This is a genomic window from Lentzea atacamensis, from assembly GCF_003269295.1.
GTDB classification, from domain to species: domain Bacteria; phylum Actinomycetota; class Actinomycetes; order Mycobacteriales; family Pseudonocardiaceae; genus Lentzea; species Lentzea atacamensis.
The window spans coordinates 1-26,419 of record NZ_QLTT01000009.1 but is presented as its reverse complement, the minus strand read 5'-3'; the positions used below and the strand labels follow the sequence as shown (position 1 = coordinate 26,419).

Here is a 26,419-nt window from a genome sequence, read left to right as displayed (position 1 = left end):
ATGGTGGCACAGTTGTGCGAGTGAGCGACCTGATCTTCTTGGACAGCGCCGGTTCGTCGATCCCGCCAGCCCCGGTTGTGGACGAGGTGATCGGCCATCTGAAGCGGGAAACCGAGATCGGTGGCTACCGTGCCGCCGCCGAACGCCGAGACGACCTGGAGGCGGGCTACGGCGTCCTCGCCGAGTTCTTCGGGTGTCACCCGTCCGAGGTCGCGTTCACGGACAGTGCAACTCGATCATGGTTGGCGGCGTTCGACGCGGTGCCACTGGAAGCCGGAGACAGAATTCTTGTCACCGAGGCCGAATACGGTGGCAATGCGATCCCGGTTCTGCGCCGAGCGGCGGAGACCGGGGCGATCGTCGAGGTCGTTCCTTCCGACATCCACGGCCAGGTCGATCTCGACGCTCTGCACCTTGACAACCGGGTCAAGCTGATCTCGCTCGTCCACGTGCCGACGAACGGCGGCTTGGTCAACCCCGTGAATGAAGTGACCGCGGCGGCCCACGAGGTCGGTGCGCTGGTGTTGCTCGACGCCTGTCAGTCGACGGGGCAGCTCGACCTGCGCGGGCTCGAGTACGACATGCTGGCGTGCACCGGCCGCAAGTGGCTGCGCGGACCGCGCGGTACGGGTGCTCTGGTCGTGCGCGACGAGGTGCGCGAAAGGCTCCACCCACGTCTGGTGGACCTGCACAGCGGCGAGTGGACCGGGCCCCTGGAGTACCGGCTGCGTGACGACGCTCGGGTGTTCGAGCTGTGGGAGTGCAGCATCGCCGACCGGCTCGGCCTGATCGCGGCCGCGCGCTACGCGCTGGACATGGGCCTCGACGTCATCGAAGCCGAGGTCGCCGACCGCGCCAAGCGTTTGCGGGAGGGTCTGCGGGCCATCCCCGGCATCACCGTGCGCGATCTCGGCGTGCGACAGTCGGGCATCGTCACCTTCACGTCGGATCGGGTGCCGGCGCTGGAGCTGAAGGACCGGCTGTGGGACCTCGGCGTGGCGGTCACCGTGTCGCAGGCCGGCTCGACGCGGATCGACATGACGCGGCGTGGCCTGGACGAAGTAGTGCGGGCCTCCCCGCACTACTTCGTCACTCCTGAGGAGATCGATCAGGCGCTGGAACGGATCAGCAGGATTGCCCGATGACCCGCTTCACGCAGTCGGAGTAGCTCAGGAACAGGTCGACGGCACGGTCGTTGCGGGCGGTCTGCGCCGCGATGACCGTGTCGCGCGGGTAGAAGCCGTTGAGGCCGCCGCTGCTCGGGTACAGCTCGAAGGTGTAGGCCCAGATCTTGTGCTGGCCCCACATCCAGTCGTCGCTGGTGCCGTCGGTGATGTACAGGTCGCTCGCCTGCTCCGGCGTGTAGCCGTTGGTGGCGGCCATCTGCCGGCCGAGCGTCTGGAACGCGCGCGCCTCGTCCGCGTTGAGACCGGTGTCGGTGTCCGCCTTGGTGTAGCCGTACGGCCACAGCACGAGCTCCGAGAACGAGTGGAAGTCGATGAACGTCTTGATCTGCTGGGTGCCACCGACCACGCGCGAGTTCACGAAGTCGCGGATGCGGGCGGTCTCCGGCGCGGAGAACGCCGCGGTGCCGCGGTAGGTGTCCGACGTCGAGCTGCCGCTCGAGCCGCCGCAGCAGCCCCACTTGTAACCCCAGTTGCGGTTGAGGTCGGTGCCGTTGCCCTGGCGGTTCTTGCGCCAGCCGCGGAACGAGCCGGTCGCGATGTCGTACTCGGCGCCGTCCGGGTTCATCATCGGGACGATCCAGACCTCGCGGCTGTCGACCAGGTTCTTGATCGCCGGGGTGGCGTAGTTGTCGGTGTAGCGCTTGATGATCTGCAGGCACTGCTCGACGGTCAGGTGCTCACGGGCGTGCTGGCCGCAGACGAACAGCACCTCCGGCTCGCTCTCGTCGGAGGCCACGTTGTCGCTGAGCTTGAGTGCCCAGATGTCCCGGTTCTGGAAGCTCTTGCCGATGCTGCGCATGCTCGTGAGGCTCGGGTGGTCGCGGACCGTCTGCTGCAGCTCCGCGGTCATCTCCGCGAAGTTGTGGTAGCCGGTGTAGCCGGACGGGAAGTCCTGGGTGCCGACCTGACCGGGCTGCGGGTCCTTGAAGTCGACCTTGCCGAGGCTCTTGAGCTGCTGCTCGAAGTCGCCGACGTACTTGATCGGCAGACCGGTCGCCCGCAGGGCCCTGTACTGGGACTTGTCCGCGACCACCGAGACCGTGGTGAGCTTGGTCGCACCGAGCACGTCGACACCGATCTCGGCGATCTGGGTGCGTTCGGCCGAGGTGTTCGCGGTGACTTCGAGCAGATAGCGGCCGGAGTCGGCGGCACTGGGCGTCGCCATGCCCGCGACCAGCACGGGCAGGCAGATTGCGAGCACTGCGGCGATCTTGCCGCGGCTCTTGCTGAACATCTTTCCTCCATCATCAGCAGGGGTTTGCGACGGAGTGGTGCGCAACCGAGCGTGGCCGTGCGGTAACAGGCAGAGGTAGCGCCGTTAGCGGGCTGACCGTTGACAGAATTCGGCAGGAACTACCCTGTAAGGCATGCTCAGCCGCATCGACCTGCGAGGTCGCACCACGACTCCCGCTCAGCTGCGCGCCGCCGTGCCGCGCGCCGAGATGGACGTGGACGTCGCGCTGCATCAGGTGCGTCCGATCGTGGACGCGGTCGCGGCTCGTGGCGTCGAGGCGGTTCTCGAGTACACGGAGAAGTTCGACGGCGTTCGTCCCGCTTCTGTCCGTGTGCCCGCTTCGGCGATTTCGTCCGCTTTGTCCTCGCTGGACCCGGCCGTGCGCGAGGCGCTGGAAGAGGTGATCACGCGCACCCGCCGCGTGCACGCAGACCAGCGCCGCACCGACACGACGACGCAGGTCGTGCCCGGCGGCACCGTCACGGAGAAGTGGGTGCCGGTCGCGCGCGTCGGTCTTTACGCGCCGGGCGGTCTGGCCATGTACCCGTCGACCGTGGTCATGAACGTCGTGCCCGCGCAGATCGCCGGTGTCGAGTCGCTGGTGGTGTGCTCGCCGCCGCAGGCCGAGTTCGGTGGCCTGCCGCACCCGGCGATCCTGGCGGCCGCCGCGCTGCTCGGCGTCGACGAGGTGTGGGCCGTGGGCGGCGCGCAGGCGCAGGCGCTGATGGCGTACGGCGGCGTGGACATCGACGGCGGTGAACTGGCTCCTGTCGACGTCGTCACCGGTCCCGGCAACATCTACGTGGCTGCGGCCAAGCGGCTGCTGCGCGGTCTGATCGGCATCGACGCGGAGGCGGGGCCCACCGAGATCGCGATCCTCGCCGACTCGACCGCCGACCCGGCGCACGTGGCAGCCGATCTGATCAGCCAGGCCGAGCACGACCCGCTCGCGGCGTCGGTGCTCGTGACCGACTCCGTCGAACTGGCCGATGCCGTGGACGTCGAGCTGGAGCGCCAGATCGGTGCCACCAAGCACGTCGAGCGGATCCGCACGGCGCTGGGCGGCAAGCAGTCCGGGTGCGTCCTGGTGTCCTCTGTGGACGAAGGAGTCCGGGTCGTCAACGCCTACGCCGCCGAGCACCTGGAGATCCAGACTCGGGATGCGCACGAGGTGGCGGGGCGGATCCGGTCCGCCGGCGCGATCTTCGTGGGCGCGTACTCGCCGGTGTCGCTCGGTGACTACTGCGCCGGCTCGAACCACGTGCTGCCCACGGGTGGCTGCGCGCGGCACTCGTCCGGGTTGTCCGTGCAGACGTTCCTGCGCGGCATCCACGTGATCGACTACTCCCGGGAAGCACTGCGCGAGGTCGCGGACAAGGTCGTCGTGCTTGCCAACGCCGAAGACCTGCCCGCGCACGGGCAGGCCGTCACAGCGAGGTTCGCTCGATGAAGCCAGTCGTCGGCGCGCGGGTGGAGCTGTCCGATCTGCCCCTGCGCGAGGATCTGCGCGGTCGCACTCCCTACGGTGCGCCGCAGCTCGACGTGCCGTACCGCTTGAACACCAACGAGAACCCGTACGCGCCGACTGATGCGCTGGCCGCTGACGTGGTCGCCGCGGTGGCGGAGATCGCCGGTGAGCTGCACCGGTACCCGGACCGGGACGCGGTGGCGTTGCGCGAGGACCTGGCGGCGTACCTGACCGAGTCGACGTCGGTCACGCTCACCGCCGAGAACGTGTGGGCCGCCAACGGGTCCAACGAGATCCTCCAGCAGATCCTGCAGGCGTTCGGTGGGCCGGGGCGGACGGCGCTGGGCTTCGAACCGTCGTACTCGATGCACCCGATCATCGCCGCCGGCACGCGCACGGAGTGGTCGCCGACGCCGCGCCGTCCCGACTTCTCGCTGGACGTGGAGAAGGCCGCCGCGGTGATCGCCGAGACGCGGCCGGACGTCGTGTTCGTGACGTCGCCGAACAACCCGACCGGGCAGTCGATCCCGCTGGAGGACCTGCGCCTGCTGATCGCGTCCACCTCGGGCATGATCGTCGTGGACGAGGCGTACGCGGAGTTCTCGTCGCAGGAGAGCGCGATCGGGCTGCTGGACGAGTACGGCTCGCGGCTGATCGTCTCGCGCACGATGTCGAAGGCCTTCGCGTTCGCGGGCGGGCGGCTGGGCTATCTCGCCGCCGCGCCGGCCGTGGTCGATGCTCTGCAGCTGGTGCGGTTGCCGTACCACCTGTCGCAGTTGACGCAGGCGGCCGCGCGGGCGTCGCTGCGGCACGCCGCCGAGACGCTGGGCTCGGTGGCGAAGCTGGCCGCCGAACGCGACCGCGTGGTGGCGGCGTTGACGGGCATGGGCTTCCAGGTCGTGCCCTCGGACGCGAACTTCGTGCTGTTCGGCTGGTTCGAGAACGCGCGCGAGGTCTGGAAGTCCTATTTGGACCACGGCGTGCTCATCAGGGACGTCGGAATCGCGGGTCACCTGCGGGTGACCATCGGAACGCCCGAGGAGAACGACGCTTTCCTCGCGGCCAGCAAGGAGGTCAGCCGGTGAGTCGCGTTGGCAAGGTGGAGCGCACCACCAAGGAGTCGTCGGTCTACGTCGAGATCGACCTGGACGGCACCGGCAAGGTCGAGATCAGCACCGGCGTGCCGTTCTACGACCACATGCTCACCGCGTTCGGCGTGCACGGCTGCTTCGACCTGATCGTCCGCGCCACCGGTGACGTCGAGATCGACGCCCACCACTCGGTCGAGGACATCGCGATCGTGCTGGGTCAGGCGCTGCGGGAAGCGCTGGGCGACAAGAAGGGCATCCGCCGCTTCGGCGACTGCTGGATCCCGATGGACGAGACCCTCGCGCACGCCGCGGTGGACGTCTCCGGCCGCCCGTACACCGAGCACCGCGGCGAGCCGGAGCAGTTCAACTCGTTCGTGATTGGCGGCAACTACCCGTTCGTGCTGAACCGGCACGTGTTCGAGTCGCTGGCCTTCCACGCCCAGATCGCGCTGCACGTGCGCGTCGAGTACGGCCGCGACCCGCACCACATCGCCGAGGCCGAGTACAAGGCGATCGCGCGTGCCCTGCGCGCGGCCGTGGAACCGGACCCGCGCGTCGGCGGCATCCCGTCGACCAAGGGCGTGCTCTGATGCCGAAGGAAGTCGTCGTCATCGGCCTGCTGGCCCTCGCGGGCTTTCTGGCCGGTGGCGTCTACTCGACGTGGAAGACCGCCAAGTTCATGGCGATCATCCTGCTGGTGCTGCTCGTGCTCGCGGTCGGCGGCGCGGTCCTCTGGCTCGTCTAGCGCCGCGCCTCACCTGCGGGTGAGCACCCAGTGGAACGTGGCAGGGTCCGGTTCGTGCATGGTCACCAGGTCGTCGATGACGATCTCCATGTGCTCGGCGAGGAGCTCACGGTTCTCGGCGGGAGTGTTGCTGCCGAAGAACATCTCGACGCCGAGCCAGGTCTCGGTGACGTCCGGCGTGCCGGTGCCGAGCGAGGCCAGGAACAGCCCGCCGGGCTTCAGCCAGCGCGCGATCCTCGCGATGAGCGCGGGCTGTTCGGCGCGCGGCACGTGCAGGATCGAGTAGAACGCGGCCATACCGTCGAACGTGCCGTCCGGAAAGTCGAGCGCAGTCATGTCGGCCTTCTCGAACCGCGCGCCGGGCACGTTGGCGCGGGCGAGGTCGAGCTGCTGCCGGGACACGTCGACGCCGAGCACGTCGTGCCGTTCGGCGAGCTTCCGCGTGACCGGCACACCGGCGCCGCAGCCGAGTTCGAGGACCTTCGCGCCGGACTCCAGCCGCCTGTCGAACTCGTCGAGGTAATGCAGCCGCGGATCGTCGGCGATCTGCGCTGACCAGGCGAGATAGGTCCGCGCGATCGCGTCGTAGCCGGTCTCGACGATCTCTTTCACGGCACCGAAAGGTACTGCGCGGGAACGTGCCGGGTCAGCCAGACCCCGTTGGCGCTGAGCCGGAACTCGTGGCCGTCAGCGCTCATCGCCTTGGCGTCCACCGTGAGGATCAACGGCCGGCCACGGCGCGCGCCGACCCTGCGCGCTGTCTCGCGGTCGGGCGAAAGGTGCACGTCGTGGCGCGACATCGGCCGCAACCCGTCGCGCAGGATGTCGTCGAGGAACTGCGCGACCGTGCCGTGGAACAACGTGTCCGGCGGCGTAGCCGTCGGCAGCCCGAGGTCCACCTCGACGCTGTGCCCCTGGTTGGCCCGGATCCGGTCGCCGTCGATCGTGAAGCGTTTCTTGTCGTTGCGGTCGACAACCTCGCGCAACTCCTCCTCGGAAACACCGAGGGCGTCCAGGAGATCGGTCACCGGCACCCAACCGGCCGGGTCGAGGGTGAGCCCGACGCGCTCGGGCTTGTGCCGCAGCGCCTTGGACATCCGCTTGGACAAGCGGATCATTCTGTCTTCTTCCATGGCCTTCAGCAAAGCACAGCGCGTCCACCTCATTTCGCGGTTCGATGGTGTCCTGTGTGGCCAGCACCAGGGGGCGTCGGCAGATCGCCGATGGCGCTGGCCGCCGCACGCAGGCCTCACTCCAACGGGTGAAGCTTGTCCAGATTTCATACCTGACGCCGTCTGTCAGGTGTCCGGAAACATGGTCATCTTCGCCCCGCAAGAAATGAGGAACGCGCGGGCGGACTGGGATCGAGGAAGGGTGGACGATGTTGAACCACGATCGGCAGGTAAAGGATGTGGCGTGACCGGCTGGTGGCAGGAGAGCCGGAGATCTTCGTGGCCTGGCAGGAGGGAACCGCGGACCGGACGCTGCTGGCGATCCACGGCGGCCCCGACTGGGACCACAGCTTCCTGCGCGACCCCCTGGAACGGCTGGACTGCCGCCTGCTGCTGCCAGACCTGCGCGGCTGCGGAAGGTCGGGCCGCGTACCGGAAGAGGAGTACCACCCGGACGGCCTGATGCAAGACCTGCTGCGAGTGCTGGACGCGTTCGACGTCGAGCGCGCGGACGTGCTCGGCCACTCCTACGGCGGCATGGTGGCGCAACGCTTCGCGATCACCCATCCGTCACGTGTGCGCAGCCTGATCCTGTCGGGCAGCAGCGTGTTGCCGTTGCCGCCGGACGCCTTCGCCGGGTGGACGGAACGCGACGAGATCCTGGCCCGCCAGGAAGACCCGTGGCAGCGCCAGGACCTGGCACCCGAGGAGCGCACGCGAGCAGAGGCGTTCGCGTCGGCGCCCGCCAACATCTGGCGCGCCGAGGCGATGCCCGGCTACCTGCGCCGGCTGGAGGAAGTACGGTTCGGCGCCCAGTGGTTGGCGCCGTTCCTGGCCGGGACGCTGGTGTCGCCGCGACTTCCCGATGCGGCGCAACGGATCGCCGAGCTCGACATCCCGGTGCTCCTGCTGCACGGGCGCCTGGACATGACGTTCCCGGTCGACCTGGTCGAGCCCACGCTGGAGCTGATCCCGCGGGCGCGCGCCGTCGTGCTGGAGGAGGCGGGGCACATGGCGCACGTCGACGAGCCCGACGGGTACCTGAACGCGGTGCGGGAGTTCCTGGCGGCGGGCTAGGGCGGTGGATCGGGGTTCGGCAAGGCCTCGGCGGCGGGTTCGGCGGGCGTCGGGCGAGGCAGAGTGGCGCGGTATGGCAGGGCGTTTGGGCCCGGCGGCCGGGTTGAGCGAGGCTGGACGGCGGGGTTCGGGCGGAGCCGCAGCGGCGGTTCAGGCGGGGTTCGGCCGGGTTTGGCGGGCTGGGCGGGCTGGGCGGCGAATTGGGTGGGGGCTCGGCGGATTTGGCGGGGTTGCGAGGGGCTGAGCGCGGGTTCGGCCGGGTTTGGCTGGGGTTGGAGGGGGCGAGCGGCAGGTTCGGCGGGGTTTGGCGGGAGATTTGGCGAGGCCCAGGCGGCAGGCCAGGTGGGGATTCGTCGGCAGGTCAGAGCGTGCCGCCCTCCATCACAGGCTTGAGCCGCGGCGCCCCCGGCCCGTTCGAAGCCTGCTCGTCGTCGATGTTCTGCAGTGCACAGCTGCGCAGCGACAGGCAGCCGCACCCGATGCACCCGGTCAGCCGGTCGCGCAGCCGGTACAGGGCGTCGATGCGGGCGTCGAGCTCCGACTTCCACGAGCGGGAGAGACGTTCCCAGTCGGACTTCGTGGGGGTGCGGTTGTCGGGGAGTTGGGAGAGGGCGTCGCGGACGTCCTCGAGGGTCAGGCCCACGCGTTGCGCGGTGCGGATGAACGCGAGGCGGCGCAGCACCGAGCGGTGGTAGCGGCGCTGGTTTCCCGCGGTGCGGACGGAGGCGATCAGGCCCCTGTCCTCGTAGAAGCGCAGGGCTGTGTGGGGGACTCCGCTGCGTTCGGCCACCTGGCCGATGGTCAGCATTTCCGGCAACTTGCTCACGGGATCATGGTAGCCGCTTGACCTCCAGCATGGTGGAGGTTGAACAGTTGGTGGCATGCAACGGATACCAGAGCTCTTCGCGAGGATGACCGGGGACGAGAAGCACGAGTGGGCGGCAGCCTCCACGATCGACGTGCTCTGGGTCCTCTACGACCGCGTCCTCAACGTCACACCAGCCACCGTCGACGACCCTGACCGCGACCGGTTCCTGCTCTCGAAGGGGCACGGGCCGATGGCCTACTACGCGGTGCTGGCGGAGAAGGGCTTCATCGACGAGTCCACTTTGGACGACTGGACGTCGTGGGACAGCCCGCTCGGCCAGCACCCCGACCGGGTTCTCGTCAACGGTGTGGAGATCAGCAGCGGCTCGCTCGGGCACGGGCTGCCGATCGCGGTCGGGACGGCGCTCGGGCAGCGGGTCGGCAAGAGCAGGGGGCGCACGTTCGTGCTGGTCGGCGACGGTGAGCTGGACGAGGGCAGCAACCACGAGGCGATCGCGGTGGCGGCACGGCTCGGGGTTGCGAACCTCACCGCGATCGTGATCGACAACCAGTCCGCCATGTACGGCTGGCCCGGTGGTATCGCGAGCAGGTTCGCCGTCGAGGGCTGGCAGACCGCCGAGATCGACGGCCGTGACCACGAGGCCATCTTCGCCGCACTGACCGCGCCGCACGACCGCCCGTACGCGGTCGTCGCCAAGATCGAGAAGAGCCACTGATGACAACGATGCGCCAAGCCTTCATCAAGACGGTCAACGAGGAGATCGAGAACGACCCGCGGATCGCGGTGGTGACGGCCGTGATCTCCAGCAACGAGTTCCCGCAGGAGAACGAACGCGTCGTGGACGTCGGGATCCGCGAGCAGACCATGGTCGGCGTGGCGGGCGGGCTCGCGCTGGCCGGGCTGCGGCCGGTCGTGCACAGCTACGCGCCGTTCCTCGTGGAGCGGCCGTACGAGCAGATCAAGCTCGACATCGGGCACCAGGACGTGGGTGCGGTGTTCGTCAGCATCGGCGCGTCCTACGACGACCCGGTGTGGGGGCGCACGCACCAGTCTCCTGGCGACGTGGCGTTGTTCGACACGCTGCCCGGCTGGACCGTGCACGTGCCCGGACATCCGGACGAGGTCACGCCGCTGCTGCGGCAGGCGCTCAAGGACGACAACCGGGTCTACGTCAGGCTTTCGCTGCACGAGAACAGCCAGGCGTATCCGGTGGGTGAGGGATTCACCGCGCTACGTCACGGAAAACGCGGTGTGGTGCTCGCCGTCGGGCCGATGCTCGACCGTGTGCTCAAGGCGGTCGACTCGGAAAACGCCGACGTCACGGTGCTTTATGCCGCCACGATTCGACCGTTCGACTCGGACGGACTGCGCAAGGCGGTGGAGGAGACCGACCACGCCGACGTCATGGTGGTGGAGCCGTACCTCGAGGGAACTTCATCTCATCTAATTTCCGAAGCGTTGCAACTAATCCCGCACCGTGTGCGTTGTATAGGCGTCAAACGACACGCAGAGCTCCGCAACTACGGCACGGCCGAGGATCACGACGCCGCGCACGACCTCGACGTGGTGGGTCTGGGGAGCGCTGTGCGGAGTTTCTTCAGGGGGTGAAGAAACATGTTCGCGGTCATGGGGGATGACTGGACCGGCGCGCCTTCTCGCGCCGTTTAGGGGGAGTTCAGGGGGAGGGGCGCACGATCAGGCAAGATGCCCGATCGTGCACACCCCGCGTGTGGTCATCTGGACCACATCAGACCCGGAGTCGACACGGACGGCGCTGAGCAGACGACTCGCCCGGCCTCGGTTGCTCGTGCCCGTTCCGCACGGCACGTTCGTGCTCGGCCCGGATCCGCACACCTCCAGCACGTTGCTGGACAACCTGCGCATCGTGAACGGTGTGCGGGTGGGTCTGGTGTGGACGGAGAGCACCGCGTGGATCGTCTACTTCGACGGCACGGTCCGCGGCTGGCGTTTCGGCCCTGACGACTCCTTCGAGCCGGCGCCGCCCAAAGGCCTGCCGGACGGCTTGAGCTGGCTCACCGACGCGGTCGAGGCCGTGCGCGAACACGGCGTGATCGACGGCCTCGGCGCGTTGCGGTTCGCACTGGAGTCCGCGGGCTACCCGGCGGACGCCGCCGCGTTGGTCAAGATCGACGGTGGCGAGGTCGACGACGCGGTGCCGCACCACGAGAAGAAGTGGTGGGAAACGCTCCTCGGCGAACGGCACGGCATGGCCGAAGCGCCGGGCAAGCCGTTCACCGCGGGTGGCCCGCTGAAGGCCGCCGCGCTCCAGGTCGGGACAGCGCTTGCCATGCTCGTGGTCTTCGTCTTCTTCGTGGAGGAAGGGGTCTTCCCGGACGCGTTCACGTTGGTGATGCTCGTGCTCGGCGGGCTCGCGCTGCCGTTCGCCGTCGCACACGGCGCCTTCTCCGTGCACCGCTCGCGCCGCCGCGATCCGTTCCCCGAACGCGACATCCTTGGCATGTCGGCCTGGGCCCGCGCGGCCGACGAGGAATGATGTTGCGCGTGAGAATGCTGATCTGGACCCCGTTGAACGCCGCGGAGCTGCAAAAGGCCATGCACAGCGGCAACGTGGGCCCCGCGGCGCTCGTCCCTGTGCAGTCCGGCACGGTGCTGCTGCCTCCGCCGGGCACCAAGCTCAGCGAGGCCGCCTACATGACGAACAGGGTGCGCAAGATCGCGGGCGGCGCCGCGCTGGCCGTGTGGAACGACTCCGCGGCCCTGCTCTACCTCTTCACCACGACGCTCGGCCGCGCCACCATGTGGGGCTCGCGCGAGGCCGTCCTGGCGCTCTCCGCGGAGGCCAAGCAGTCGGGTCCGGCCGGGAGGCTCTTCGACCGTTCGACCGCGGGCCTCGTCAACCTGCGCGAGAAGGAGAAGTGGCAGCACGACGCGATCGACAAGCTCACCGCGCTGTGGCCGCCGGCCAGCCGCAAGGGCCCGCTCGAACGCATCCGCGACTTCCACAACGCACACCGGGCGATCCCCGACTTCTTCCGCGCTGCGGGACTGCCCGAGGTCGCGCAGGTCGCCGAGCTCACCGAGGAGGGACGCGCGGACGGCGTGCTGCAGTCGCTGGAGCCACCGCGCACCCAGATGTGGCCGTTAGCGGCGTTCCTGCCGTTGATGGTGCTCACGGCGTTGGCCACGCTCCTGTTCAGCATTCCGGCGGTCGTCTACTACCTCATCAGCGCCGTGCTCGTGGCTTTGCTGGCCACGGCCCTGGTCGTGCTGAGGCGGCAGCTCGTGCGGAAGAAGGCGATCAACACGGTGTTGCCGGTCATACCGGTGACGCAGGGTGCGGCTCCGACCGACTAACCTGGTCGTCGTGGCACGCGTCGTCGTACTTGACTATGGCTCCGGCAACCTGCGCTCGGCCGAGCGCGCGCTTCAGCGGGTCGGCGCCCATGTCGAGGTGACGGCGGACCCGAAGGCCGCGCGCGAGGCCGACGGCCTGGTCGTTCCCGGCGTCGGCGCGTACGCCGCGTGCATGGAGGGCCTGAACTCCGTGCGCGGCGCCCGGATCATCGGCGAGCGCCTCGCCGGTGGCCGTCCTGTGCTCGGCATCTGCGTGGGCATGCAGATCCTGTTCGAGCGCGGCATCGAACACGGCGTGCTGACCGAGGGCTGCGGCGAGTGGCCCGGCACCGTCGAGCGGCTCGAAGCGCCGATCGTGCCGCACATGGGCTGGAACACGGTGCGCGCGCCGGAGGGCTCGCAGCTCTTCGCCGGCCTCGACAAGGACACCCGGTTCTACTTCGTGCACTCCTACGGCGTGCGCAAGTGGGAGCTGGAGGCCGCAGACCACATCAAGCCGCCGCTGGTGACGTGGGCCGACCACGCCGGTGACGAGTTCGTCGCCGCCGTCGAGAACGGGCCGCTGTGGGCGACCCAGTTCCACCCGGAGAAGTCCGGCGATGCCGGAGCGCAGCTGCTGAAGAACTGGTTGACTACCCTGTCGTGATCACACGACTGCTGACGGTAGCCGCGCTGGTGGCTGCCTCCGTTGCTGTGCCTGGGGGCGCACTCGCCGCACCGGCACCGTTCCGCGACAACTTCGACGGGGCCGTTCACTCGCCGCTCACCCACGGCCTGAACGACAACCTCAAACAGCGCCAGGGCACCGGCGCCGTCACCTACAGCCGGGTCGCCGGCGGATCAGTGCACGTCAACGATCCGCGGCGGCCGGGAACGCTGTCGATGCGCGGCGCCACGACAGCGGTGCGCCTCGACGCGCCCTCCACCGGTCCGGCGATCTCGGCGAAGCTCACCCCGGCGGCGGACGGCTGGTCGTCCATCGTGCTCGCCCGTTCGGCGAACAGCACCGGGCACCCGTCCAATCAGGACATCGACCTCGGCTTCGTGCTGCGCGCCAACGGAAGCGTGGAGATCTCGCAACCCGGCAAGCCGGTGGTCTCCTCGTCGGTCAAGTCGCGCGGATCGTTCGGCGTGACGCTGAAGCTCTCCGGTTCCGCCCTCGACCTCACGATCAACGGCGAGCACCGGAGGATCGCGCTCGGCACCGAGGTCCCGACCGGCAGGCTGTGGGTCTACCTCGGCGCCGGCAGCCCCACGACCGCGGGTCTCGTCGACGACCTGAAGATCGAGGCGCTGAACTCCGACGACCTGCGCAAGTCGCCCGGCTCCTCCCTGCGCTACTACGGCTACCTCGGCGCTCACCCGGCCGCGGTGCGCGGTCACAGCAACCTCAACCTGATCGAGGTGGGGGACAGCCAGGCGGAGCAGCTCGGCGGCGTCGACGGCTTCGTGGTGAGGGACGGCGACACCGCGCGCCAGATCAAGAAGCGCTTCCCCGGCAAGAAGGTCGTGTTCGTCGTCGCGGGCCCCGCTGTCGACGACACCTTCCAGGCGCCGGCGGAGGCCGACGGGGTCGGCTTCCACGAGTACTGCGCCGGCTACGAGGCGCTCGAGGCGAGGATGGCGAAGCTGGCGGAACGAGTTCCCGGCAAGGAGCTGTTCCTCCTGACGGAGGGATCGCCGCAGGCGCCGTGCGCGGACCGCACCGATGCCGATCTCGAAAGCACCCAGTACCTGCACCTCGCGCTCGCGCAGCAGTACCCCGCCTTCGTCGGCTTCCTCGTCACGCCTGTTCCGGCGACGTTCGCGAGGACCGCGGAGGCCCAGGAGCGCGTGGCCGCGCTCGTGCTGGGGGACGCTAGGCTGAGCGGGTGACGTTCACACTCCTCCCCGCTGTTGACGTGGCTGATGGCAAGGCCGTCAGGCTCGTGCAGGGCGAAGCCGGTACCGAGACGAACTACGGCGAGCCGCTGGACGCGGCGTTGCAGTGGCAGCGCGACGGAGCGGAGTGGATCCATCTCGTCGACCTGGACGCCGCGTTCGGCCGCGGCTCGAACCGCGACCTGATCGCCCGCGTCGTCGGCGAGCTCGACGTGAAGGTGGAGCTGTCCGGCGGCATCCGCGACGACGCGTCGCTGGAGGCCGCGCTGGCCACCGGTTGCGCCCGCGTCAACCTGGGCACGGCAGCCCTGGAAGACCCGGAGTGGTGCGCGAAGGCCATCGCGGCGTACGGCGAGAAGATCGCGGTGGGCCTCGATGTCCGCATCACCGAGCAGGGCCACCGGGTCAAGGGCCGTGGCTGGACCTCCGACGGCGGTGACCTCTGGGAGGTCCTCGACCGGCTCGACCGCGACGGCTGCGCCCGTTACGTCGTGACGGACGTGTCGAAGGACGGCACGCTGACGGGGCCGAACCTGGAGCTGCTGAGCGAGGTCTGCGCCCGCACCGACGCCCCGGTGATCGCGTCCGGCGGTGTGTCCACTGTGGACGACCTGGTCGCGCTGGCGAAGCTCTCCCGCGACGGCGTGGAGGGCTCGATCATCGGCAAGGCCTTGTACGCCGGTGCTTTCACGCTCCCGGAAGCGCTTGCCGCGATCCGCTGACGACACTTTCGATGTGAGCGGCCGCGGCCGCGTGCGTGACTCCGGTGGAGTGCAGCACGTCGGCCGCGGTCCCGCCCTCCTCGAGCAGCACGCCGAGCAGGATGTGCTCGGTGCCGATGAACATGTGGCCCATCCGCAGTGCTTCGCGGACGGCCAGTTCCAGCGACTTCTTGCAGTGCGTCGAGTACGGCTGCTTCTCCGGGCGCTGCTTGGCCTCGTTGTCGAGCCGGTGCAGCACGGCGATGCGGGTGCTGCCGTCGCCGGACTCCAGCTTCGCGATGGTCTTGGCCGCGAGCCCGCCCGACTCGTCGAGCAGGCCGAGCAGCAGGTGCTCGGTGCCGATGCGCTCGCTGAACCGCGCGTGGTGCCGCGCCAGCGCGATGACCCGCCGCGACCGCTGGGTGTAGCGCTCCATCGACGGCTTGGACAGCTCCGGCGACTCCTTGGGCACGAACCGCTTCTGCGCGGCCTGCTTCGTGACGCCGAGGCTCTCGCCGATCTCCGCCCAGCTCGCGCCGCCGCGACGGGCCTCGTCGACGAAATGGCCGATGAGGTGGTCGCCGAGCTCGTTCAGCTGGCCGCTCATCTCCACGGCCTTCGCGAGGCGCAGGAGGGCGTCGTCGGCTTCTTGAGCGACCCTGACGATGAGGTCGGTCAACTGGATCACGCGTCAACTCTAGGTTGACGCCGAGTGCCCGGTCAACCTCAGGTTGACGCCGGGGTGATCTCGATGCCGATCGTGCCCGTCCTGCCCCGGCGCAGCTTGCTGCCGGTCATGGTCAGCCAGCCCATGAAGCCGTACTTCCTGACGATGCGCGCACGGACGTCGTCGCTGGCGTCGTCGTCGAGCAGCCTCGCGCGCGCCTTGACCGACTCGCCCTTCGGGTTGCCGCGGAAGTCGCACGCGCCGATCTCGACGTCACCGCTGCGCCGGATCCGCTTGACCTTGCCGGTCTCCTTGGCGCTCCACGCGTAGATCACGTCGTCGGCGTCACCAGGGGCGACCCAGACCGGCGTGGGCACTGGAGTGCCGTCCTTGCGGAACGTCGTCAGCAGCAGGTACTCGCCGCGGCCCAGTTCGGTGATCATGGCGCCGCAGCGTAGTCCTCCACCGCCCCTTGTAGGCTTTCGCGCATGTCAGTGGCTGTCCGCGTGATCCCCTGTCTCGACGTCGACCGGGGCCGGGTGGTGAAGGGCGTCAACTTCACCAACCTCGTCGACGCGGGCGACCCCGTCGAACTGGCCAGGGCGTACGACGCCGAGGGCGCCGACGAGCTGACGTTCCTCGACGTGACGGCATCGAGCGGCGACCGCGAGACGACGTACGACGTGGTCCGGCGCACGGCGGAGCAGGTGTTCATCCCGCTCACCGTCGGCGGCGGCGTGCGCAGCCCGGAGGACGTGAACAAGCTGCTGCGCGCGGGAGCGGACAAGGTCAGCCTCAACACCGCCGCGATCGCCCGTCCCGAACTGCTGCGCGAGTGCTCGGAGCGCTACGGCGCGCAGTGCATCGTGCTGTCGGTCGACGCGCGGCGCGTGCCCGGCGGCACCGGGTTCGAGGTCACCACCCACGGCGGGCGCAACGGCACCGGCATCGACGCGGTGGAGTGGGCCGCTCGCGGTCAGGAACTGGGCGTCGGCGAGATCCTGCTGAACTCGATGGACGCCGACGGCACCAAGGCCGGGTTCGACCTGGAGCTCATCGAGCTGGTGCGGCGGGAGGTCGACGTGCCGCTGATCGCCAGCGGTGGCGCCGGTGCGATCGACCACTTCCCGCCCGCCGTCGCCGCCGGTGCGGACGCCGTGCTCGCGGCGAGCGTGTTCCACTTCGGGCAGCTCCGCATCGGTGAGGTCAAGGACGGCCTGCGCGCGGCCGGCGTCGTGGTGCGATGACACCGGTCGAGGTGCGGGTGGCCTCGACGGTCGCGTTCGGCGGGGCACTGGTGTTCTTCGTGGTGGGCCTCATCCTCTGGCGCTCGACCGGTGACGCGGACGTGCTCAAGCTCCCGTCGTTCATCGCGCTCGTCGAACTCCCGGTGGCGGCGGCGTTGCTGCTGCGGCTGCGGTTCATGCACTACCCGGCGATGGTCGTGCTCATCCTCGTCGCGCTGCTGCATCTGGTGATCGTGCTGGCCGACGGGCCGGCGTGGGCCCGCGTCGCGTCCGGCGTGCTGTCCGTCGTGCACATCTACGGAGTGGTCCTGCTCAACACCGGACCGGCTCGCGAACACCTGGGAGGTCCCCGTTGAGCAGCCCGCTCGATCCCGCCCTGTCGGCCAGGCTCAAGCGCACGCCCGACGGCCTGGTCTGCGCGGTCGCCCAGCAGCGCGGCACCGGCGAGGTGCTCATGGTGGCGTGGATGGACGACGAGGCGCTGCACCGCACGTTGACCACCCGCCGCGCCACTTACTACTCGCGCAGCCGTCAGCAGCTGTGGGTGAAGGGTGAGACGTCCGGCCACACGCAGTACGTGCACGAGGTGCGGCTCGACTGCGACGGCGACACGCTGCTGCTGGTCGTCGACCAGGTGGGCGCCGCGTGCCACACGGGCGACCGCACGTGCTTCGACGCGACGGTGCTGCTCGCTAGTCCAGATCTCCCGTGAGGTAGCGCTGCAGGTTCGGGGCGATGGCCCTGACCACGGTGTCGATGTCGACCGACGCCAGCGGTTCGAAGTGGACGACGTACCGGACGATGCCGAGCCCGACCATCTGAGTGGCGCAGAGGGTCGCGCGCAGGTCGCGTTGCTCGGCCCCGATCTCCGTCAGCAGGTTCTTGAAGATCGCGTTGATGAAGAACGACCTCAGCGCGTTCGCGACCTCCTGCTGACTGGTGACGCTGCGGATGAGCGCCGCGAAGGTGCCGCCGCCGGTCGCGTCCCAGACGGTGACGAAGGTGCGGATGATGCGCTCGCCGGCCTCTTCGACGGGGCCGTCCAGGAGACGTTTGAGGATCTCGCCCGGATCGAACGGGAGCTGCAGCACGGACTGGGCGAACAGGCCCTCCTTGCCGCCGAACCAGTGGTTGACCATGGCGGCGTCGACGCCCGCCTTGGCCGCGATCGCGCGGACCGTCGCGCCGTCGTAGCCCTTCTCGACGAACGTCTCGCGCGCCGCCGCGAGCAGCGCGGCCCTGGTGTCCTCGCCCGCGGCGCGGCGGCCACGCCGTTTCTGGTTGACTTGCTCCACACGGGCCATAGTTCAACAGATGTTGAATTTATGCAACAATTGCGGGCATGGTGAGCGTCATCGGGGCTGTGGCCGCCGCTGGTCTGGGGGCCGTGAGCCCAACGCGTGAGGAGTTCCGCGAACTGGCGGTGAACCGCCGGGTCATCCCGGTGGTGCGCAGGCTGCTGGCGGACGCGGAGACTCCTGTCGGTCTGTACCGCAAGCTGGCGGCGGACCGGCCAGGCACGTTCCTCTTCGAGTCGGCGGAGAACGGGCGCTCTTGGTCGCGATGGTCGTTCATCGGCGTGCGGTCCTCGGCGGCGCTCACGGCGACCGGTGGTGAGGCCTACTGGACGGGTACGCGGCCCGTCGGCCTGCCGGACGGTGGCGACCCGTTGCAGGCCCTGCGCGAGACCGTCGAGGTGCTGCGCACGGACCCGTTGCCCGGCCTGCCCCCGCTGACCGGTGGCATGGTCGGCTACATCGGCTACGACGCGGTGCGGCGGCTGGAGCGGCTGCCGGTCATCGCCGAGGACGACCTGAAGATCCCCGAGCTGGTCATGCTGCTCGCGACCGACCTGGCCGCGCTCGACCACCACGAGGGCAGCGTCACGCTCATCGCCAACGCGATCAACTGGGACGACTCACCCGAGCGCGTCGACGCCGCGTACGACGACGCGGTGCGTCGCCTCGACGAGATGACGGTCGCGCTGCACACGCCCGCGCCGCCGACCGCCGCGGTGTTCTCGCGGCCGAAGCCGCAGTTCCGCCGCCGTCGTTCGCAGGCGGAGCACTTCGCGGCGGTGGAGAAGGCCAAGGAGGCCATCCGGGCAGGCGAGGCGTTCCAGGTCGTCGTGTCGCAGCGGTTCGAGATCGAGACGGACGCCGACGCGCTCGACATCTACCGGGTGCTGCGCGCGACCAACCCCAGCCCGTACATGTACCTGCTGCGCCTCGAAGGCTTCGACATCGTGGGCTCCAGCCCCGAGTCGCTGGTCACGGTGCGCGACGGCAAGGCGACCACGCACCCCATCGCGGGCACCCGCTGGCGCAGCGAGGACCCGGAGGAGGACGCCCTGCTCGAGAAGGACCTCCTCGCCGACCACAAGGAGCGCGCCGAGCACCTGATGCTCGTCGACCTCGGCCGCAACGACCTGGGCCGCGTCTGCAAGCCGGGTTCCGTGCACGTCGTCGACTTCTTCAAGGTCGAGCGGTACAGCCACGTCATGCACATCGTGTCGACCGTGACCGGCGAGCTGGCCGAGGGCAAGACGGCCTACGACGCGGTCGCCGCCTGCTTCCCGGCCGGCACGCTGTCCGGTGCGCCCAAGCCGCGCGCGATGGAGCTCATCGAGGAGCTGGAGCCGACCCGTCGCGGCCTCTACGGCGGCGTCGTGGGCTACTTCGACTTCGCCGGGGACGCCGACACCGCCATCGCCATCCGGACCGCTCTCGTGCGCGGTGGGGTGGCCTACGTGCAGGCCGGTGGCGGCATCGTGGCGGACTCGGACCCGCTGGCCGAGGACAACGAGTGCCTGAACAAGGCGGGCGCGGTGCTGGCCGCGATCGCCACCGCCCAGACGATGGCCCCCGCCGTTGACCGGTAGCCGTCCACTGTGGATCGCCGCGCTCCTGCTGGTGGGCGCGGCCGGTGCCTTCTGGGGTGCGGGTTCCGTGCCTCTGGCGCTGCTGAGCCTCGCCTCCGTCGCGGCGGCCGTGGCGCTCAGCGGTCTCGGGCGCCGGATCCTCGGTGCGCTGCTGGTCGTCGTGGGTGTCGCCGCGGCGTTCAACGGGCACTGGCTCGCGATCGCCGGCGGCGTGCTCGTGGTGGGTTCCGGCGTGCTTCAGGTAGCGCTCGGGGCCCGCATGCCGAAGATCGGTGTGGGCGGGCAGAAGACCCGCGCACAGGATCCCGAGACGGACATGTGGCGCGCACTGGAGCGTGGAGATGATCCGACCGACGATAAGGCGCCCGGCGGGCCTTCCTCGAACGAGTGAAGATCATCCATCCGCGTTCGCGCATGTGACACGCGCACAACCACGGCTAGCTGCGTGGACACTGAACCCCCGGTGGCTGGGGCGTTACTCCGCCGGGGTTAGCATCCCCATAGCGGGAAGGGGAGCAAGACTGTGACGGTTCTCGAGTCGATCCTCGAAGGTGTGCGTGAGGATCTCGCCGCTCGCGAGGCCAAGTTGTCCTTCGACGTCGTCAAGGAGCGCGCGGCCAAGGCAGCCCCGCCGCTCGACGTGATGTCTGTGCTGCGCGGGCCGAACGTGGGTGTCATCGCCGAGGTCAAGCGCCGCAGCCCCTCCAAGGGCGCGCTGGCGGAGATCCCGGAGCCGGCCGAGCTCGCGTCCGCCTACGAGGCGGGTGGCGCGGCGGTCATCAGCGTGCTGACCGAGCAGCGCCGGTTCGGCGGGTCCCTCGCCGATCTCGACGCCGTCCGGCGCGCGGTGCGGATCCCCCTGCTGCGCAAGGACTTCATCGTCTCGCCGTACCAGGTGCACGAGGCGCGGATGCACGGCGCAGACCTCGTGCTGCTGATCGTGGCGGCGCTGGAGCAGAACGCTCTGGTGTCGCTGCTCGACCGGGTCGAGTCGCTCGGCATGACGGCGCTCGTCGAGGTGCACACCGCCGAGGAGGCCGACCGCGCTCTCGAAGCCGGTGCGACGGTCATCGGGGTGAACGCGCGCAACCTCCACACGCTGGAGGTCGACAAAGACGTTTTCGGCAGGATCGCTCCCGGACTACCCTTCGAGACGATCAAGATCGCGGAGTCGGGCGTGACCGGGCCCGGCGACCTGATGTCGTACGCGGGGGCGGGCGCTGACGCGGTGCTCGTCGGTGAAAGCCTCGTGACCAGCGGCGACCCCAAGGCCGCCGTGAACAAGCTCGTGACCGCAGGCTCGCACCCCGCGTGCCCGCGACCCAGTCGATGAGACACGGTCGACAACTGCGCTAGAGGAGCTACCCGATGGGCCAGTTCACGCCCACGCCGCACGATCCCGACGCACGTGGCCACTTCGGCCCGTGGGGTGGCCGGTTCGTCCCGGAGGCCCTGATCGCGGCGGTGGACGAGCTGGCCGCCGAGTACGACAAGGCTCGCATCGACCCCGAGTTCGTGAACGAGTTCAAGCGCCTGCTGAAGGACTTCGCGGGCCGCCCGTCGCTGCTGACGGAGGCGCCGAAGTTCGCGGAGCACGCCGGGACGCGCGTGTTCCTCAAGCGCGAGGACCTGAACCACACCGGCTCACACAAGATCAACAACGTGCTCGGCCAGGCGCTGCTGACCAAGCGCATGGGCAAGAAGCGCGTGATCGCCGAAACTGGCGCCGGTCAGCACGGCGTCGCGACGGCGACGGCCTGCGCGCTGCTCGGCCTCGACTGCGTCGTCTACATGGGTGAGGTCGACACCGAGCGGCAGGCGCTGAACGTCGCCCGCATGCGGCTGCTCGGCGCCGAGGTCATCCCGGTGAAGTCCGGCTCGCGGACGCTGAAGGACGCGATCAACGAGGCGTTGCGCGACTGGGTCACCAACGTCGACGACACGCACTACCTGCTCGGCACGGCCGCCGGGCCGCACCCGTTCCCGCTGCTGGTCCGCGACTTCCACCGGGTCATCGGCATCGAGGCGCGCGAGCAGATCCTGGAGAAGGCGGGCCGGCTGCCCGACGCGGTCGTCGCGTGCGTCGGTGGCGGGTCGAACGCGATCGGCATCTTCCACGGCTTCATCGACGACGCCGACGTGCGGCTGGTCGGTGTCGAGCCCGGTGGTTCCGGGCTGGACAGCGGCCGCCACGGCGCGACGCTGACCGTCGGCACGCCCGGTTCGCTGCACGGCGCGATGTCGTACGTCATGCAGGACGAGGACGGCCAGATCACCGAGGCGCACTCGATCTCCGCCGGCCTCGACTACCCCGGCGTCGGCCCCGAGCACTCGCACCTCAAGGACATCGGCCGCGCCGAGTACTTCGCGGTGACCGACGCGGAAGCCATGGAGGCGTTCGCGCTGCTGTCCCGCACCGAGGGCATCATCCCGGCGATCGAGTCCTCGCACGCGCTCGCGGGCGCGCTGAAGCTCGGCCCGTCGCTCGGCCCGGACGGCCTGCTGGTCGTGAACCTCTCCGGTCGTGGCGACAAGGACATGGACACGGCCGTGGAGTACTTCGGCCTCGCGGACGGGGGACAGGCCTGATGTCACTGGCAGACGTTTTCGCCACGGCGCGCGCCGAATCGCGGGCCGCTCTGATCGGCTACCTGCCCGCGGGTTACCCGTCGGTCTCCGGCTCCAAGGACCACCTCCGTTCGATGATCGAGTCGGGCTGCGACCTCGTCGAGGTCGGTCTGCCGTTCTCCGATCCCGTGATGGACGGCCCGACGATCCAGGCCGCGGCCGAGCAGGCGTTGTCCGCGGGCTTCCGCGTGCGGGACCTGTTCGACGTGGTGGCCTCCGTCGCCGACGCCGGCGGGCGTGCGGTCGTGATGACGTACTGGAACCCCGTGCTGCGCTACGGCGTGGACGCGTTCGCGCGCGACCTCGCGGCCGCGGGTGGCCTGGGCATGATCACGCCGGACCTCGTGCCGGACGAGGCCGACGACTGGATGGCGGCTTCCGAGGCGCACGGCCTGGACCGGACGTTCCTCGTCGCGCCGTCGTCGACCGAGGAGCGCATCGCGATGACCGCGCGTGCCTCCTCCGGCTTCCTGTACGCCACCGCGGTCATGGGCGTCACCGGTGCCCGTGACGTGGTGGCGTCCACCGCTCCCGAGCTCGTCGCGCGGGTCCGTGAGCACACCTCGATCCCGGTCGGTGTCGGTCTGGGCGTGCGGTCCGGTGCACAGGCCGCCGAGATCGCGGGGTTCGCGGACGGCGTGATCGTCGGTTCGGCGTTCGTGTCGGCGGCGGCCGAGGGTGATGGTGCGGTGCGTGCGCTGGCCGCTGATCTTGCCAAGGGTGTGCGTTCGGCTCCTGCTGCCGTCTGAGCTCCCTTCCTCGTGGCTCCTCTCTGTGAGACCGCTCGGCCTTCGGGCCGGGCGGTTTTGCTTTGTGTGCCGGTGAAGCCGACTCTGCAGCGACGGCTTCACCTCAGGTTGCCGGGTGGCGCGGTAGAGCTTTAACGGTGTTGAACCGAGTGCCCGTCATCGAGTGGTTGTCGGGATGGCGGGTATGCAGTTGTAGGGAGACGTGCCTCCTTTCAGAGTCCTTGGAGTACCTCCAACAGCATGACACGGATTCGAACACCTGATCGAGTGAACCTCAGGTCGGTCACGGTCAAAACCCCCCTTGGCTGTCGGTCTGACCTGCGATCGTGGCGCTATGCACAAGCCAGTCATCCGCCCGGCGTGCCACACTGGTACTCGTCGAGCGGTTTCGGAGGTGATGCCCAGTGGCGGCTCCAGCTGAAGCGGCACCAGCTGCTTACCTGCTGCCGAGGCACGTGGGCCCGTGGTCGCTCGACGACGTCCTGTCCTTGCCGGAGGACAACAGTCAACGCGTTGAACTCGTTGACGGGATGCTTCTCGTGAGTCCGCTGGGGTCTTACCGTCATCAGCTGGTGGTGGGCAGCGCCTACGCCGCGTTGCTACGCGCCTGCCCGGAGTACCTCCAGGCGACGGTCGAGCTGAACGTCCTGCTCTCCAGCGGGCGTCTTCTGATCCCGGACTTCACGGTCGTGAACCCACGAGAAGCCGGCGTCATGTTCCCGGTCTCGGACGTGGTCCTCGTCGGTGAGGTGCTCTCGAAGACCACGCGACTGAACGACCTCGGTCTGAAGCGCGAGCTGTACGCCCAGGCCGGTGTGAAGTACTACATGACGGTCGATCCCGAGCCGAAGGTCGTGGAGGCGACACTGCTCGAACTCCAGGGCACCGAGTACGTCGAGATCGCGCAGAGCGAGAACGGCGTCCTGGAGATCGAGCGACCCTTCCCCGCCACCGTCAAGTTCTAGCCGTACAACCACTCCAGCCGTTCGTGCAGGTCGGCCGTTGTCCACGAGGCGAACATCGCGTCACGGGCAGCGGCGGCGTCACCGGCCGGGTGGTAGACCTCCCGTCCCATCAGCCGTGAGACGTGGTGGACGCCGTTGGCCCCTGACGGGGGCAACAACGGTTCCACCGCACGCCACTGCTCATCGGTCAACCCATGCCTGCGCACCACAACCCAAGATCAAACCAGGCCAGCCACATCAGCTTTGAGGACACTTCCTAACCCGACCGCCACCGGCACCGCCGTGAGCACGTTCCGCCTGGTGGGTTTCGGTTGCTGCGAGAGAACTCGAATCCCCAACGGCACCAACGCCACGCACAGCCCGGCGGTCCCGACGATCGACAGGACCTCGGTCCCCTTCAGCACCCCGAGCGGCAACAACCCCATGGCCGCCAGCCCCACCGCCCTGACCGGCCCGAGCACCCCGCTCCGGTACGCGCCGATGACGAGCACGAACCACCCGAACATGATCGTGAAGGACAGGAAGCTGAACAGGTGCAGGTCGCCGTACCCCTGCGCCACCAGTTCCGTGGCTCCTTCGACCCCCAGGTGCTTCGTGGCCGAGAACGCCGCGTGGTCCACGCCGGCGTGAAACGTCCGCTCGAACACCCCGACGGTCACGAGCATCCCGCCCCAAGCGGCCCACCGCGGCCGTTCCCGCCCGATCCGCTGCACGAGACAGGCCACCGCGGCCCACATCACGACGTTCCCGGCCAGGAACGCCGTGTAGGCCGCCCGCATCAACTCCGGGTGCTCGGCCACCGCCCGCAGCTGGTCCGGGAAGAAGAAGTTGAACGGCGACCGCAACAGCGTGGCCGACAGGAGCAGCGCCGGCCCGAGGACCAGCGCCGCGCCACCAACCCACCCGTTCGGAAACCTGTACGTCATACCGGCAACGCCGCCAGCGCGAACGCCGCCGGGGATCGGCCCGCGGTCCGGCGTTGCGCCTCAGACCACGGTCCGAGTCAGCGCAGCTGCGGCGATCTTCCGCACGATCAGAGGCTGACCGTCCGGCGACTTCACCGTGGGGTTCACCGAGTACGTCAACTTCCGCTCCATGCCGCGCGTCGCGAACACACCGCTCGAGTACCCGTGCCGGCTGCCGGTCTTCCCCCACACCTCGACGCCGTTCATCGTGACCCTCATCAGGCCCTGGCTGTAGAGGGCGGGGCCGCTGCCGTCGGAAGTCTGCACGTCCGGCACGGTGAAGAGCCTCGTCATCATCTCCTGGCTCAGCAGGCGACCGCGGAACAGGCCGGTGATGAACCCGTCCAGGTCCTCGGCGGTGGAGATGATCGCGCCCGCGGTGCCCGGGATCGACTGGTTCATCTCGGTCACGTCGACGAGTTTCCCGTCCACGTCGAGGTACCCGCGAGCAGCCGCGTTGGGCAGACTCGGGTCGTCCTCCGGGAACGAGGTGTGACACAGACCGAGCGGACCGGTGATCCGTTCGCGCAGGTTCCGCGCGTAGGAACGTCCCGTCACCTTCTCGACGATCATGCCGGCCGTGACGTAGGAGGTGTTCGCGTACTTCTGCGCGCTGCCGGGCTGGAAGTCGATCGGGTGCCGCAGGGCGGTGTCCAGCACCTGCCGCGGGCTCCAGTGGTCGAAGCGGTGGTCGAGGACCCACTGCGGATCGGTCAGCCCGGGGATGTCCACCGACGGCAACCCGGACGTGTGGTCGAGCAGCGTGTACACGGGAACCGGCGGGTAGTCGGCGGGCAAAACGCCAGGCAGGTACCGCTGCACGGGCTCGTCGAGGTCGATCCGCCGCTCCTGGGCCAGCTGCAAGACCATCACGGCGGTGAAGACCTTCGTGATGCTGCCGACCCGGAAGCGCCCCCGCTCCCGCACCGGCGCGTTGGTGCGGACGTCGGACACCCCGGAGGTCCCGGACCAGGCACCCGCGGACCCGGTGATCCGGACCAGCGCCCCGGTCGTGTCCCGATCGGGCAGTCCGCTGATCGAGGCCTGAAGCGCGGCGTCGTTGGGCGGCGGGAGCGTCGAGGCGGCCGCACCAGCCGGCACCGCGCTGATGGCGGCTGCGGCGGCGGCGATGATGGCGACAACTGCTGTTCTCATGCCGATGAGCCTGTCGGCTATTGATCTTCGGAACCATGGAGCTTCCCGGCGCTTCGACGGTAGGGCCAGCCCGACCGTCGTCGGCCGTTCCCTCCGCCGGCGGTGTGGCCACCGGGTCTCCCTGACCAGACTGTCCTCAGTCGACATCTTGGGGGATTCGATGCGTAGAACTCCTGCAATCAAGGCCAGGCCCACGCGGCCGACGACCTGGCCGAGGTGTGCCTCATCGACACGGTTGGCGTGACCTGGGCCTTTGTTCAACCAGGGCCCGCTACGACAAGACCGCGCTGTCCTGCCAAGCCATGATCGACCTGGCCACCCTCACCTCTGGCTTTGAGGACGGGCCCTAGGGCCCGTCCTCAAAGCTGGTTCGTCTGACGTGCTTTGATCTTGTGCCGTGGTGCGCAGGCATGAGCTGACTGATGAGCAGTGGCAGGCGTT

The 26,419-nt window shown here is 69.2% G+C and carries 32 protein-coding genes; 22 read left to right on the top strand and 10 right to left on the bottom strand.

All coding sequences use genetic code 11. From position 1 onward, the window contains the following. Nucleotides 1–20: 20 nt before the first annotated feature. Entirely contained in the window at nt 21–1,145 is a 1,125-nt protein-coding gene (locus tag C8D87_RS33310) for an aminotransferase class V-fold PLP-dependent enzyme (RefSeq protein ID WP_233442424.1), read from the top strand. On the opposite strand, the gene C8D87_RS33305 is transcribed toward C8D87_RS33310, so the two are convergent. Then, nucleotides 1,126–2,421: a M14 family metallopeptidase gene (locus C8D87_RS33305; RefSeq protein WP_112229680.1), complete on the bottom strand. Its 1,296-nt coding sequence runs from the start codon at nt 2,419–2,421 to the stop codon at nt 1,126–1,128. The genes C8D87_RS33310 and C8D87_RS33305 overlap by 20 nt on opposite strands. A 133-nt stretch (nt 2,422–2,554) precedes the next feature. Here C8D87_RS33305 and hisD point away from each other — a divergent pair, with 133 nt between their 5' ends. Genes hisD through C8D87_RS46320 form a run of 4 tightly spaced genes read left to right on the top strand, consistent with a single transcriptional unit; the run spans nt 2,555 to nt 5,725 of the window. Then, nucleotides 2,555–3,871, top strand: coding sequence for a histidinol dehydrogenase (gene hisD, locus C8D87_RS33300; RefSeq protein ID WP_112229679.1), 1,317 nt, complete (start codon nt 2,555–2,557; stop codon nt 3,869–3,871). Then, nucleotides 3,868–4,974: a histidinol-phosphate transaminase gene (locus C8D87_RS33295; RefSeq protein ID WP_109633528.1), complete on the top strand. Its 1,107-nt coding sequence runs from the start codon at nt 3,868–3,870 to the stop codon at nt 4,972–4,974. Before hisD ends, C8D87_RS33295 begins: the two co-directional genes overlap by 4 nt. Next, nucleotides 4,971–5,570: an imidazoleglycerol-phosphate dehydratase HisB gene (hisB, locus tag C8D87_RS33290; RefSeq protein ID WP_112229678.1), complete on the top strand. Its 600-nt coding sequence runs from the start codon at nt 4,971–4,973 to the stop codon at nt 5,568–5,570. The genes C8D87_RS33295 and hisB overlap by 4 nt, the downstream gene beginning before the upstream one ends. Then, complete coding sequence (locus C8D87_RS46320; RefSeq protein WP_169774283.1) at nt 5,570–5,725, top strand: hypothetical protein; 156 nt, start codon at nt 5,570–5,572, stop codon at nt 5,723–5,725. The genes hisB and C8D87_RS46320 overlap by 1 nt, the downstream gene beginning before the upstream one ends. Nucleotides 5,726–5,734: 9 nt before the next feature. Here the strand turns inward: C8D87_RS46320 and C8D87_RS33285 are convergent, their stop codons facing one another. Together C8D87_RS33285 and C8D87_RS33280 are read right to left on the bottom strand one after the other, a co-directional pair. Then, nucleotides 5,735–6,337, bottom strand: coding sequence for a class I SAM-dependent methyltransferase (locus tag C8D87_RS33285; RefSeq protein WP_112229677.1), 603 nt, complete (start codon nt 6,335–6,337; stop codon nt 5,735–5,737). Next, nucleotides 6,334–6,858, bottom strand: coding sequence for an RNA 2'-phosphotransferase (locus C8D87_RS33280; RefSeq protein ID WP_112230049.1), 525 nt, complete (start codon nt 6,856–6,858; stop codon nt 6,334–6,336). Before C8D87_RS33280 ends, C8D87_RS33285 begins: the two co-directional genes overlap by 4 nt. 276 nt (nt 6,859–7,134) lie before the next feature. Between C8D87_RS33280 and C8D87_RS33275 the strand changes: the two genes are divergently transcribed. After that, entirely contained in the window at nt 7,135–7,974 is an 840-nt protein-coding gene (locus tag C8D87_RS33275) for an alpha/beta fold hydrolase (protein ID WP_112229676.1), read from the top strand. Nucleotides 7,975–8,335: 361 nt separating this feature from the next. On the opposite strand, the gene soxR is transcribed toward C8D87_RS33275, so the two are convergent. Continuing rightward, complete coding sequence (soxR, locus tag C8D87_RS33270) at nt 8,336–8,800, bottom strand: redox-sensitive transcriptional activator SoxR (RefSeq protein ID WP_112229675.1); 465 nt, start codon at nt 8,798–8,800, stop codon at nt 8,336–8,338. 55 nt (nt 8,801–8,855) lie between these two features. Here soxR and C8D87_RS33265 point away from each other — a divergent pair, with 55 nt between their 5' ends. From C8D87_RS33265 to priA, 7 genes are all read left to right on the top strand, one after another. Then, nucleotides 8,856–9,518 carry a thiamine pyrophosphate-dependent enzyme gene (locus tag C8D87_RS33265; RefSeq protein WP_233442423.1) on the top strand — a complete coding sequence of 221 codons (663 nt, stop codon included), beginning with the start codon at nt 8,856–8,858 and terminating at the stop codon, nt 9,516–9,518. After that, the gene (locus tag C8D87_RS33260; protein WP_109633515.1) at nt 9,518–10,411 is read left to right on the top strand and encodes a transketolase family protein; all 894 of its coding nucleotides are present in this window, start codon (nt 9,518–9,520) and stop codon (nt 10,409–10,411) included. Before C8D87_RS33265 ends, C8D87_RS33260 begins: the two co-directional genes overlap by 1 nt. A 106-nt stretch (nt 10,412–10,517) precedes the next feature. Continuing rightward, nucleotides 10,518–11,318, top strand: coding sequence for a hypothetical protein (locus C8D87_RS33255; protein WP_146771945.1), 801 nt, complete (start codon nt 10,518–10,520; stop codon nt 11,316–11,318). An 8-nt stretch (nt 11,319–11,326) separates the two neighbouring features. Next, nucleotides 11,327–12,139, top strand: coding sequence for a hypothetical protein (locus C8D87_RS33250; RefSeq protein WP_146771944.1), 813 nt, complete (start codon nt 11,327–11,329; stop codon nt 12,137–12,139). Between the two features lie 10 nt (nt 12,140–12,149). Then, nucleotides 12,150–12,785, top strand: coding sequence for an imidazole glycerol phosphate synthase subunit HisH (gene hisH / locus C8D87_RS33245; RefSeq protein ID WP_211337202.1), 636 nt, complete (start codon nt 12,150–12,152; stop codon nt 12,783–12,785). Beyond that, nucleotides 12,782–14,014 (top strand): hypothetical protein, encoded by a 1,233-nt coding sequence (locus C8D87_RS33240; RefSeq protein WP_112229671.1) that lies wholly within the window; start codon nt 12,782–12,784, stop codon nt 14,012–14,014. Before hisH ends, C8D87_RS33240 begins: the two co-directional genes overlap by 4 nt. Then, nucleotides 14,011–14,742: a bifunctional 1-(5-phosphoribosyl)-5-((5-phosphoribosylamino)methylideneamino)imidazole-4-carboxamide isomerase/phosphoribosylanthranilate isomerase PriA gene (gene priA / locus C8D87_RS33235; RefSeq protein ID WP_109633506.1), complete on the top strand. Its 732-nt coding sequence runs from the start codon at nt 14,011–14,013 to the stop codon at nt 14,740–14,742. Before C8D87_RS33240 ends, priA begins: the two co-directional genes overlap by 4 nt. Here priA and C8D87_RS33230 read toward each other — a convergent pair. After that, nucleotides 14,708–15,409, bottom strand: a complete 702-nt coding sequence (locus tag C8D87_RS33230; protein ID WP_233439285.1) for a Clp protease N-terminal domain-containing protein — start codon at nt 15,407–15,409, stop codon at nt 14,708–14,710. The two genes, priA and C8D87_RS33230, sit on opposite strands and share 35 nt — an antisense overlap. Nucleotides 15,410–15,447: 38 nt before the next feature. Continuing rightward, nucleotides 15,448–15,831, bottom strand: a complete 384-nt coding sequence (locus C8D87_RS33225) for a PPOX class F420-dependent oxidoreductase (protein WP_109633504.1) — start codon at nt 15,829–15,831, stop codon at nt 15,448–15,450. A 45-nt stretch (nt 15,832–15,876) separates the two neighbouring features. Here C8D87_RS33225 and hisF point away from each other — a divergent pair, with 45 nt between their 5' ends. From hisF to hisI, 3 genes are read left to right on the top strand one after another with little or no spacing between them, the layout of a single operon-like run. Continuing rightward, on the top strand, nt 15,877–16,635 hold the full coding sequence (hisF, locus tag C8D87_RS33220) for an imidazole glycerol phosphate synthase subunit HisF (RefSeq protein WP_109633502.1): 759 nt from the start codon (nt 15,877–15,879) through the stop codon (nt 16,633–16,635). Continuing rightward, nucleotides 16,632–16,991 (top strand): hypothetical protein, encoded by a 360-nt coding sequence (locus tag C8D87_RS33215; RefSeq protein ID WP_109633500.1) that lies wholly within the window; start codon nt 16,632–16,634, stop codon nt 16,989–16,991. The genes hisF and C8D87_RS33215 overlap by 4 nt, the downstream gene beginning before the upstream one ends. Further along, nucleotides 16,988–17,347 (top strand): phosphoribosyl-AMP cyclohydrolase, encoded by a 360-nt coding sequence (gene hisI / locus C8D87_RS33210; RefSeq protein WP_109633498.1) that lies wholly within the window; start codon nt 16,988–16,990, stop codon nt 17,345–17,347. The genes C8D87_RS33215 and hisI overlap by 4 nt, the downstream gene beginning before the upstream one ends. Here the strand turns inward: hisI and C8D87_RS33205 are convergent. Then, nucleotides 17,328–17,939 carry a TetR/AcrR family transcriptional regulator gene (locus C8D87_RS33205; RefSeq protein WP_109633495.1) on the bottom strand — a complete coding sequence of 204 codons (612 nt, stop codon included), beginning with the start codon at nt 17,937–17,939 and terminating at the stop codon, nt 17,328–17,330. The genes hisI and C8D87_RS33205 overlap by 20 nt on opposite strands. A gap of 38 nt (nt 17,940–17,977) precedes the next feature. Between C8D87_RS33205 and C8D87_RS33200 the strand changes: the two genes are divergently transcribed. The 6 genes from C8D87_RS33200 to C8D87_RS33175 all read left to right on the top strand — a co-directional run bounded on the left by C8D87_RS33200 (nt 17,978) and on the right by C8D87_RS33175 (nt 23,858). Continuing rightward, nucleotides 17,978–19,516, top strand: coding sequence for an anthranilate synthase component I (locus C8D87_RS33200; RefSeq protein WP_109633493.1), 1,539 nt, complete (start codon nt 17,978–17,980; stop codon nt 19,514–19,516). Next, a complete protein-coding gene (locus C8D87_RS33195; RefSeq protein ID WP_112229670.1) occupies nt 19,506–19,907 on the top strand; it encodes a Trp biosynthesis-associated membrane protein in 402 nt (133 codons plus the stop codon). Before C8D87_RS33200 ends, C8D87_RS33195 begins: the two co-directional genes overlap by 11 nt. A gap of 132 nt (nt 19,908–20,039) precedes the next feature. After that, nucleotides 20,040–20,849, top strand: a complete 810-nt coding sequence (gene trpC / locus C8D87_RS33190) for an indole-3-glycerol phosphate synthase TrpC (protein ID WP_109633488.1) — start codon at nt 20,040–20,042, stop codon at nt 20,847–20,849. A 35-nt stretch (nt 20,850–20,884) separates the two neighbouring features. Then, on the top strand, nt 20,885–22,105 hold the full coding sequence (gene trpB, locus C8D87_RS33185; RefSeq protein WP_109633486.1) for a tryptophan synthase subunit beta: 1,221 nt from the start codon (nt 20,885–20,887) through the stop codon (nt 22,103–22,105). Then, the gene (trpA, locus tag C8D87_RS33180; protein ID WP_170166673.1) at nt 22,105–22,893 is read left to right on the top strand and encodes a tryptophan synthase subunit alpha; all 789 of its coding nucleotides are present in this window, start codon (nt 22,105–22,107) and stop codon (nt 22,891–22,893) included. The genes trpB and trpA overlap by 1 nt, the downstream gene beginning before the upstream one ends. A 404-nt stretch (nt 22,894–23,297) precedes the next feature. After that, nucleotides 23,298–23,858 (top strand): Uma2 family endonuclease, encoded by a 561-nt coding sequence (locus tag C8D87_RS33175; protein ID WP_112229669.1) that lies wholly within the window; start codon nt 23,298–23,300, stop codon nt 23,856–23,858. Here the strand turns inward: C8D87_RS33175 and C8D87_RS45375 are convergent. From C8D87_RS45375 to C8D87_RS33165, 3 genes are read right to left on the bottom strand one after another with little or no spacing between them, the layout of a single operon-like run. Next, complete coding sequence (locus C8D87_RS45375) at nt 23,855–24,049, bottom strand: transposase (protein ID WP_146771943.1); 195 nt, start codon at nt 24,047–24,049, stop codon at nt 23,855–23,857. The genes C8D87_RS33175 and C8D87_RS45375 overlap by 4 nt on opposite strands. Nucleotides 24,050–24,076: 27 nt before the next feature. Beyond that, entirely contained in the window at nt 24,077–24,784 is a 708-nt protein-coding gene (locus C8D87_RS33170; RefSeq protein ID WP_112229668.1) for a hypothetical protein, read from the bottom strand. Nucleotides 24,785–24,844: 60 nt separating this feature from the next. Beyond that, nucleotides 24,845–25,978, bottom strand: a complete 1,134-nt coding sequence (locus C8D87_RS33165) for a serine hydrolase domain-containing protein (protein ID WP_112229667.1) — start codon at nt 25,976–25,978, stop codon at nt 24,845–24,847. Nucleotides 25,979–26,419: the final 441 nt, after the last annotated feature.

Bases quoted from the DNA above. Each gene is read 5' to 3' on its own strand.
- C8D87_RS33280 (WP_112230049.1), bottom strand. From the start codon at position 6,858: ATGGAAGAAGACAGAATGATCCGCTTGTCCAAGCGGATGTCCAAGGCG.
- C8D87_RS33205 (WP_109633495.1), bottom strand. From the start codon at position 17,939: ATGGCCCGTGTGGAGCAAGTCAACCAGAAACGGCGTGGCCGCCGCGCC.
- C8D87_RS33170 (WP_112229668.1), bottom strand. From the start codon at position 24,784: ATGACGTACAGGTTTCCGAACGGGTGGGTTGGTGGCGCGGCGCTGGTC.
- C8D87_RS33305 (WP_112229680.1), bottom strand. From the start codon at position 2,421: ATGTTCAGCAAGAGCCGCGGCAAGATCGCCGCAGTGCTCGCAATCTGC.
- C8D87_RS33260 (WP_109633515.1), top strand. From the start codon at position 9,518: ATGACAACGATGCGCCAAGCCTTCATCAAGACGGTCAACGAGGAGATC.
- C8D87_RS33200 (WP_109633493.1), top strand. From the start codon at position 17,978: ATGGTGAGCGTCATCGGGGCTGTGGCCGCCGCTGGTCTGGGGGCCGTG.
- C8D87_RS33265 (WP_233442423.1), top strand. From the start codon at position 8,856: ATGCAACGGATACCAGAGCTCTTCGCGAGGATGACCGGGGACGAGAAG.
- C8D87_RS46320 (WP_169774283.1), top strand. From the start codon at position 5,570: ATGCCGAAGGAAGTCGTCGTCATCGGCCTGCTGGCCCTCGCGGGCTTT.
- hisD (WP_112229679.1), top strand. From the start codon at position 2,555: ATGCTCAGCCGCATCGACCTGCGAGGTCGCACCACGACTCCCGCTCAG.
- C8D87_RS33295 (WP_109633528.1), top strand. From the start codon at position 3,868: ATGAAGCCAGTCGTCGGCGCGCGGGTGGAGCTGTCCGATCTGCCCCTG.
- C8D87_RS33275 (WP_112229676.1), top strand. From the start codon at position 7,135: ATGTGGCGTGACCGGCTGGTGGCAGGAGAGCCGGAGATCTTCGTGGCC.
- trpA (WP_170166673.1), top strand. From the start codon at position 22,105: ATGTCACTGGCAGACGTTTTCGCCACGGCGCGCGCCGAATCGCGGGCC.
- hisF (WP_109633502.1), top strand. From the start codon at position 15,877: ATGTCAGTGGCTGTCCGCGTGATCCCCTGTCTCGACGTCGACCGGGGC.
- trpB (WP_109633486.1), top strand. From the start codon at position 20,885: ATGGGCCAGTTCACGCCCACGCCGCACGATCCCGACGCACGTGGCCAC.
- C8D87_RS33225 (WP_109633504.1), bottom strand. From the start codon at position 15,831: ATGATCACCGAACTGGGCCGCGGCGAGTACCTGCTGCTGACGACGTTC.
- C8D87_RS33165 (WP_112229667.1), bottom strand. From the start codon at position 25,978: ATGAGAACAGCAGTTGTCGCCATCATCGCCGCCGCCGCAGCCGCCATC.
- C8D87_RS33215 (WP_109633500.1), top strand. From the start codon at position 16,632: ATGACACCGGTCGAGGTGCGGGTGGCCTCGACGGTCGCGTTCGGCGGG.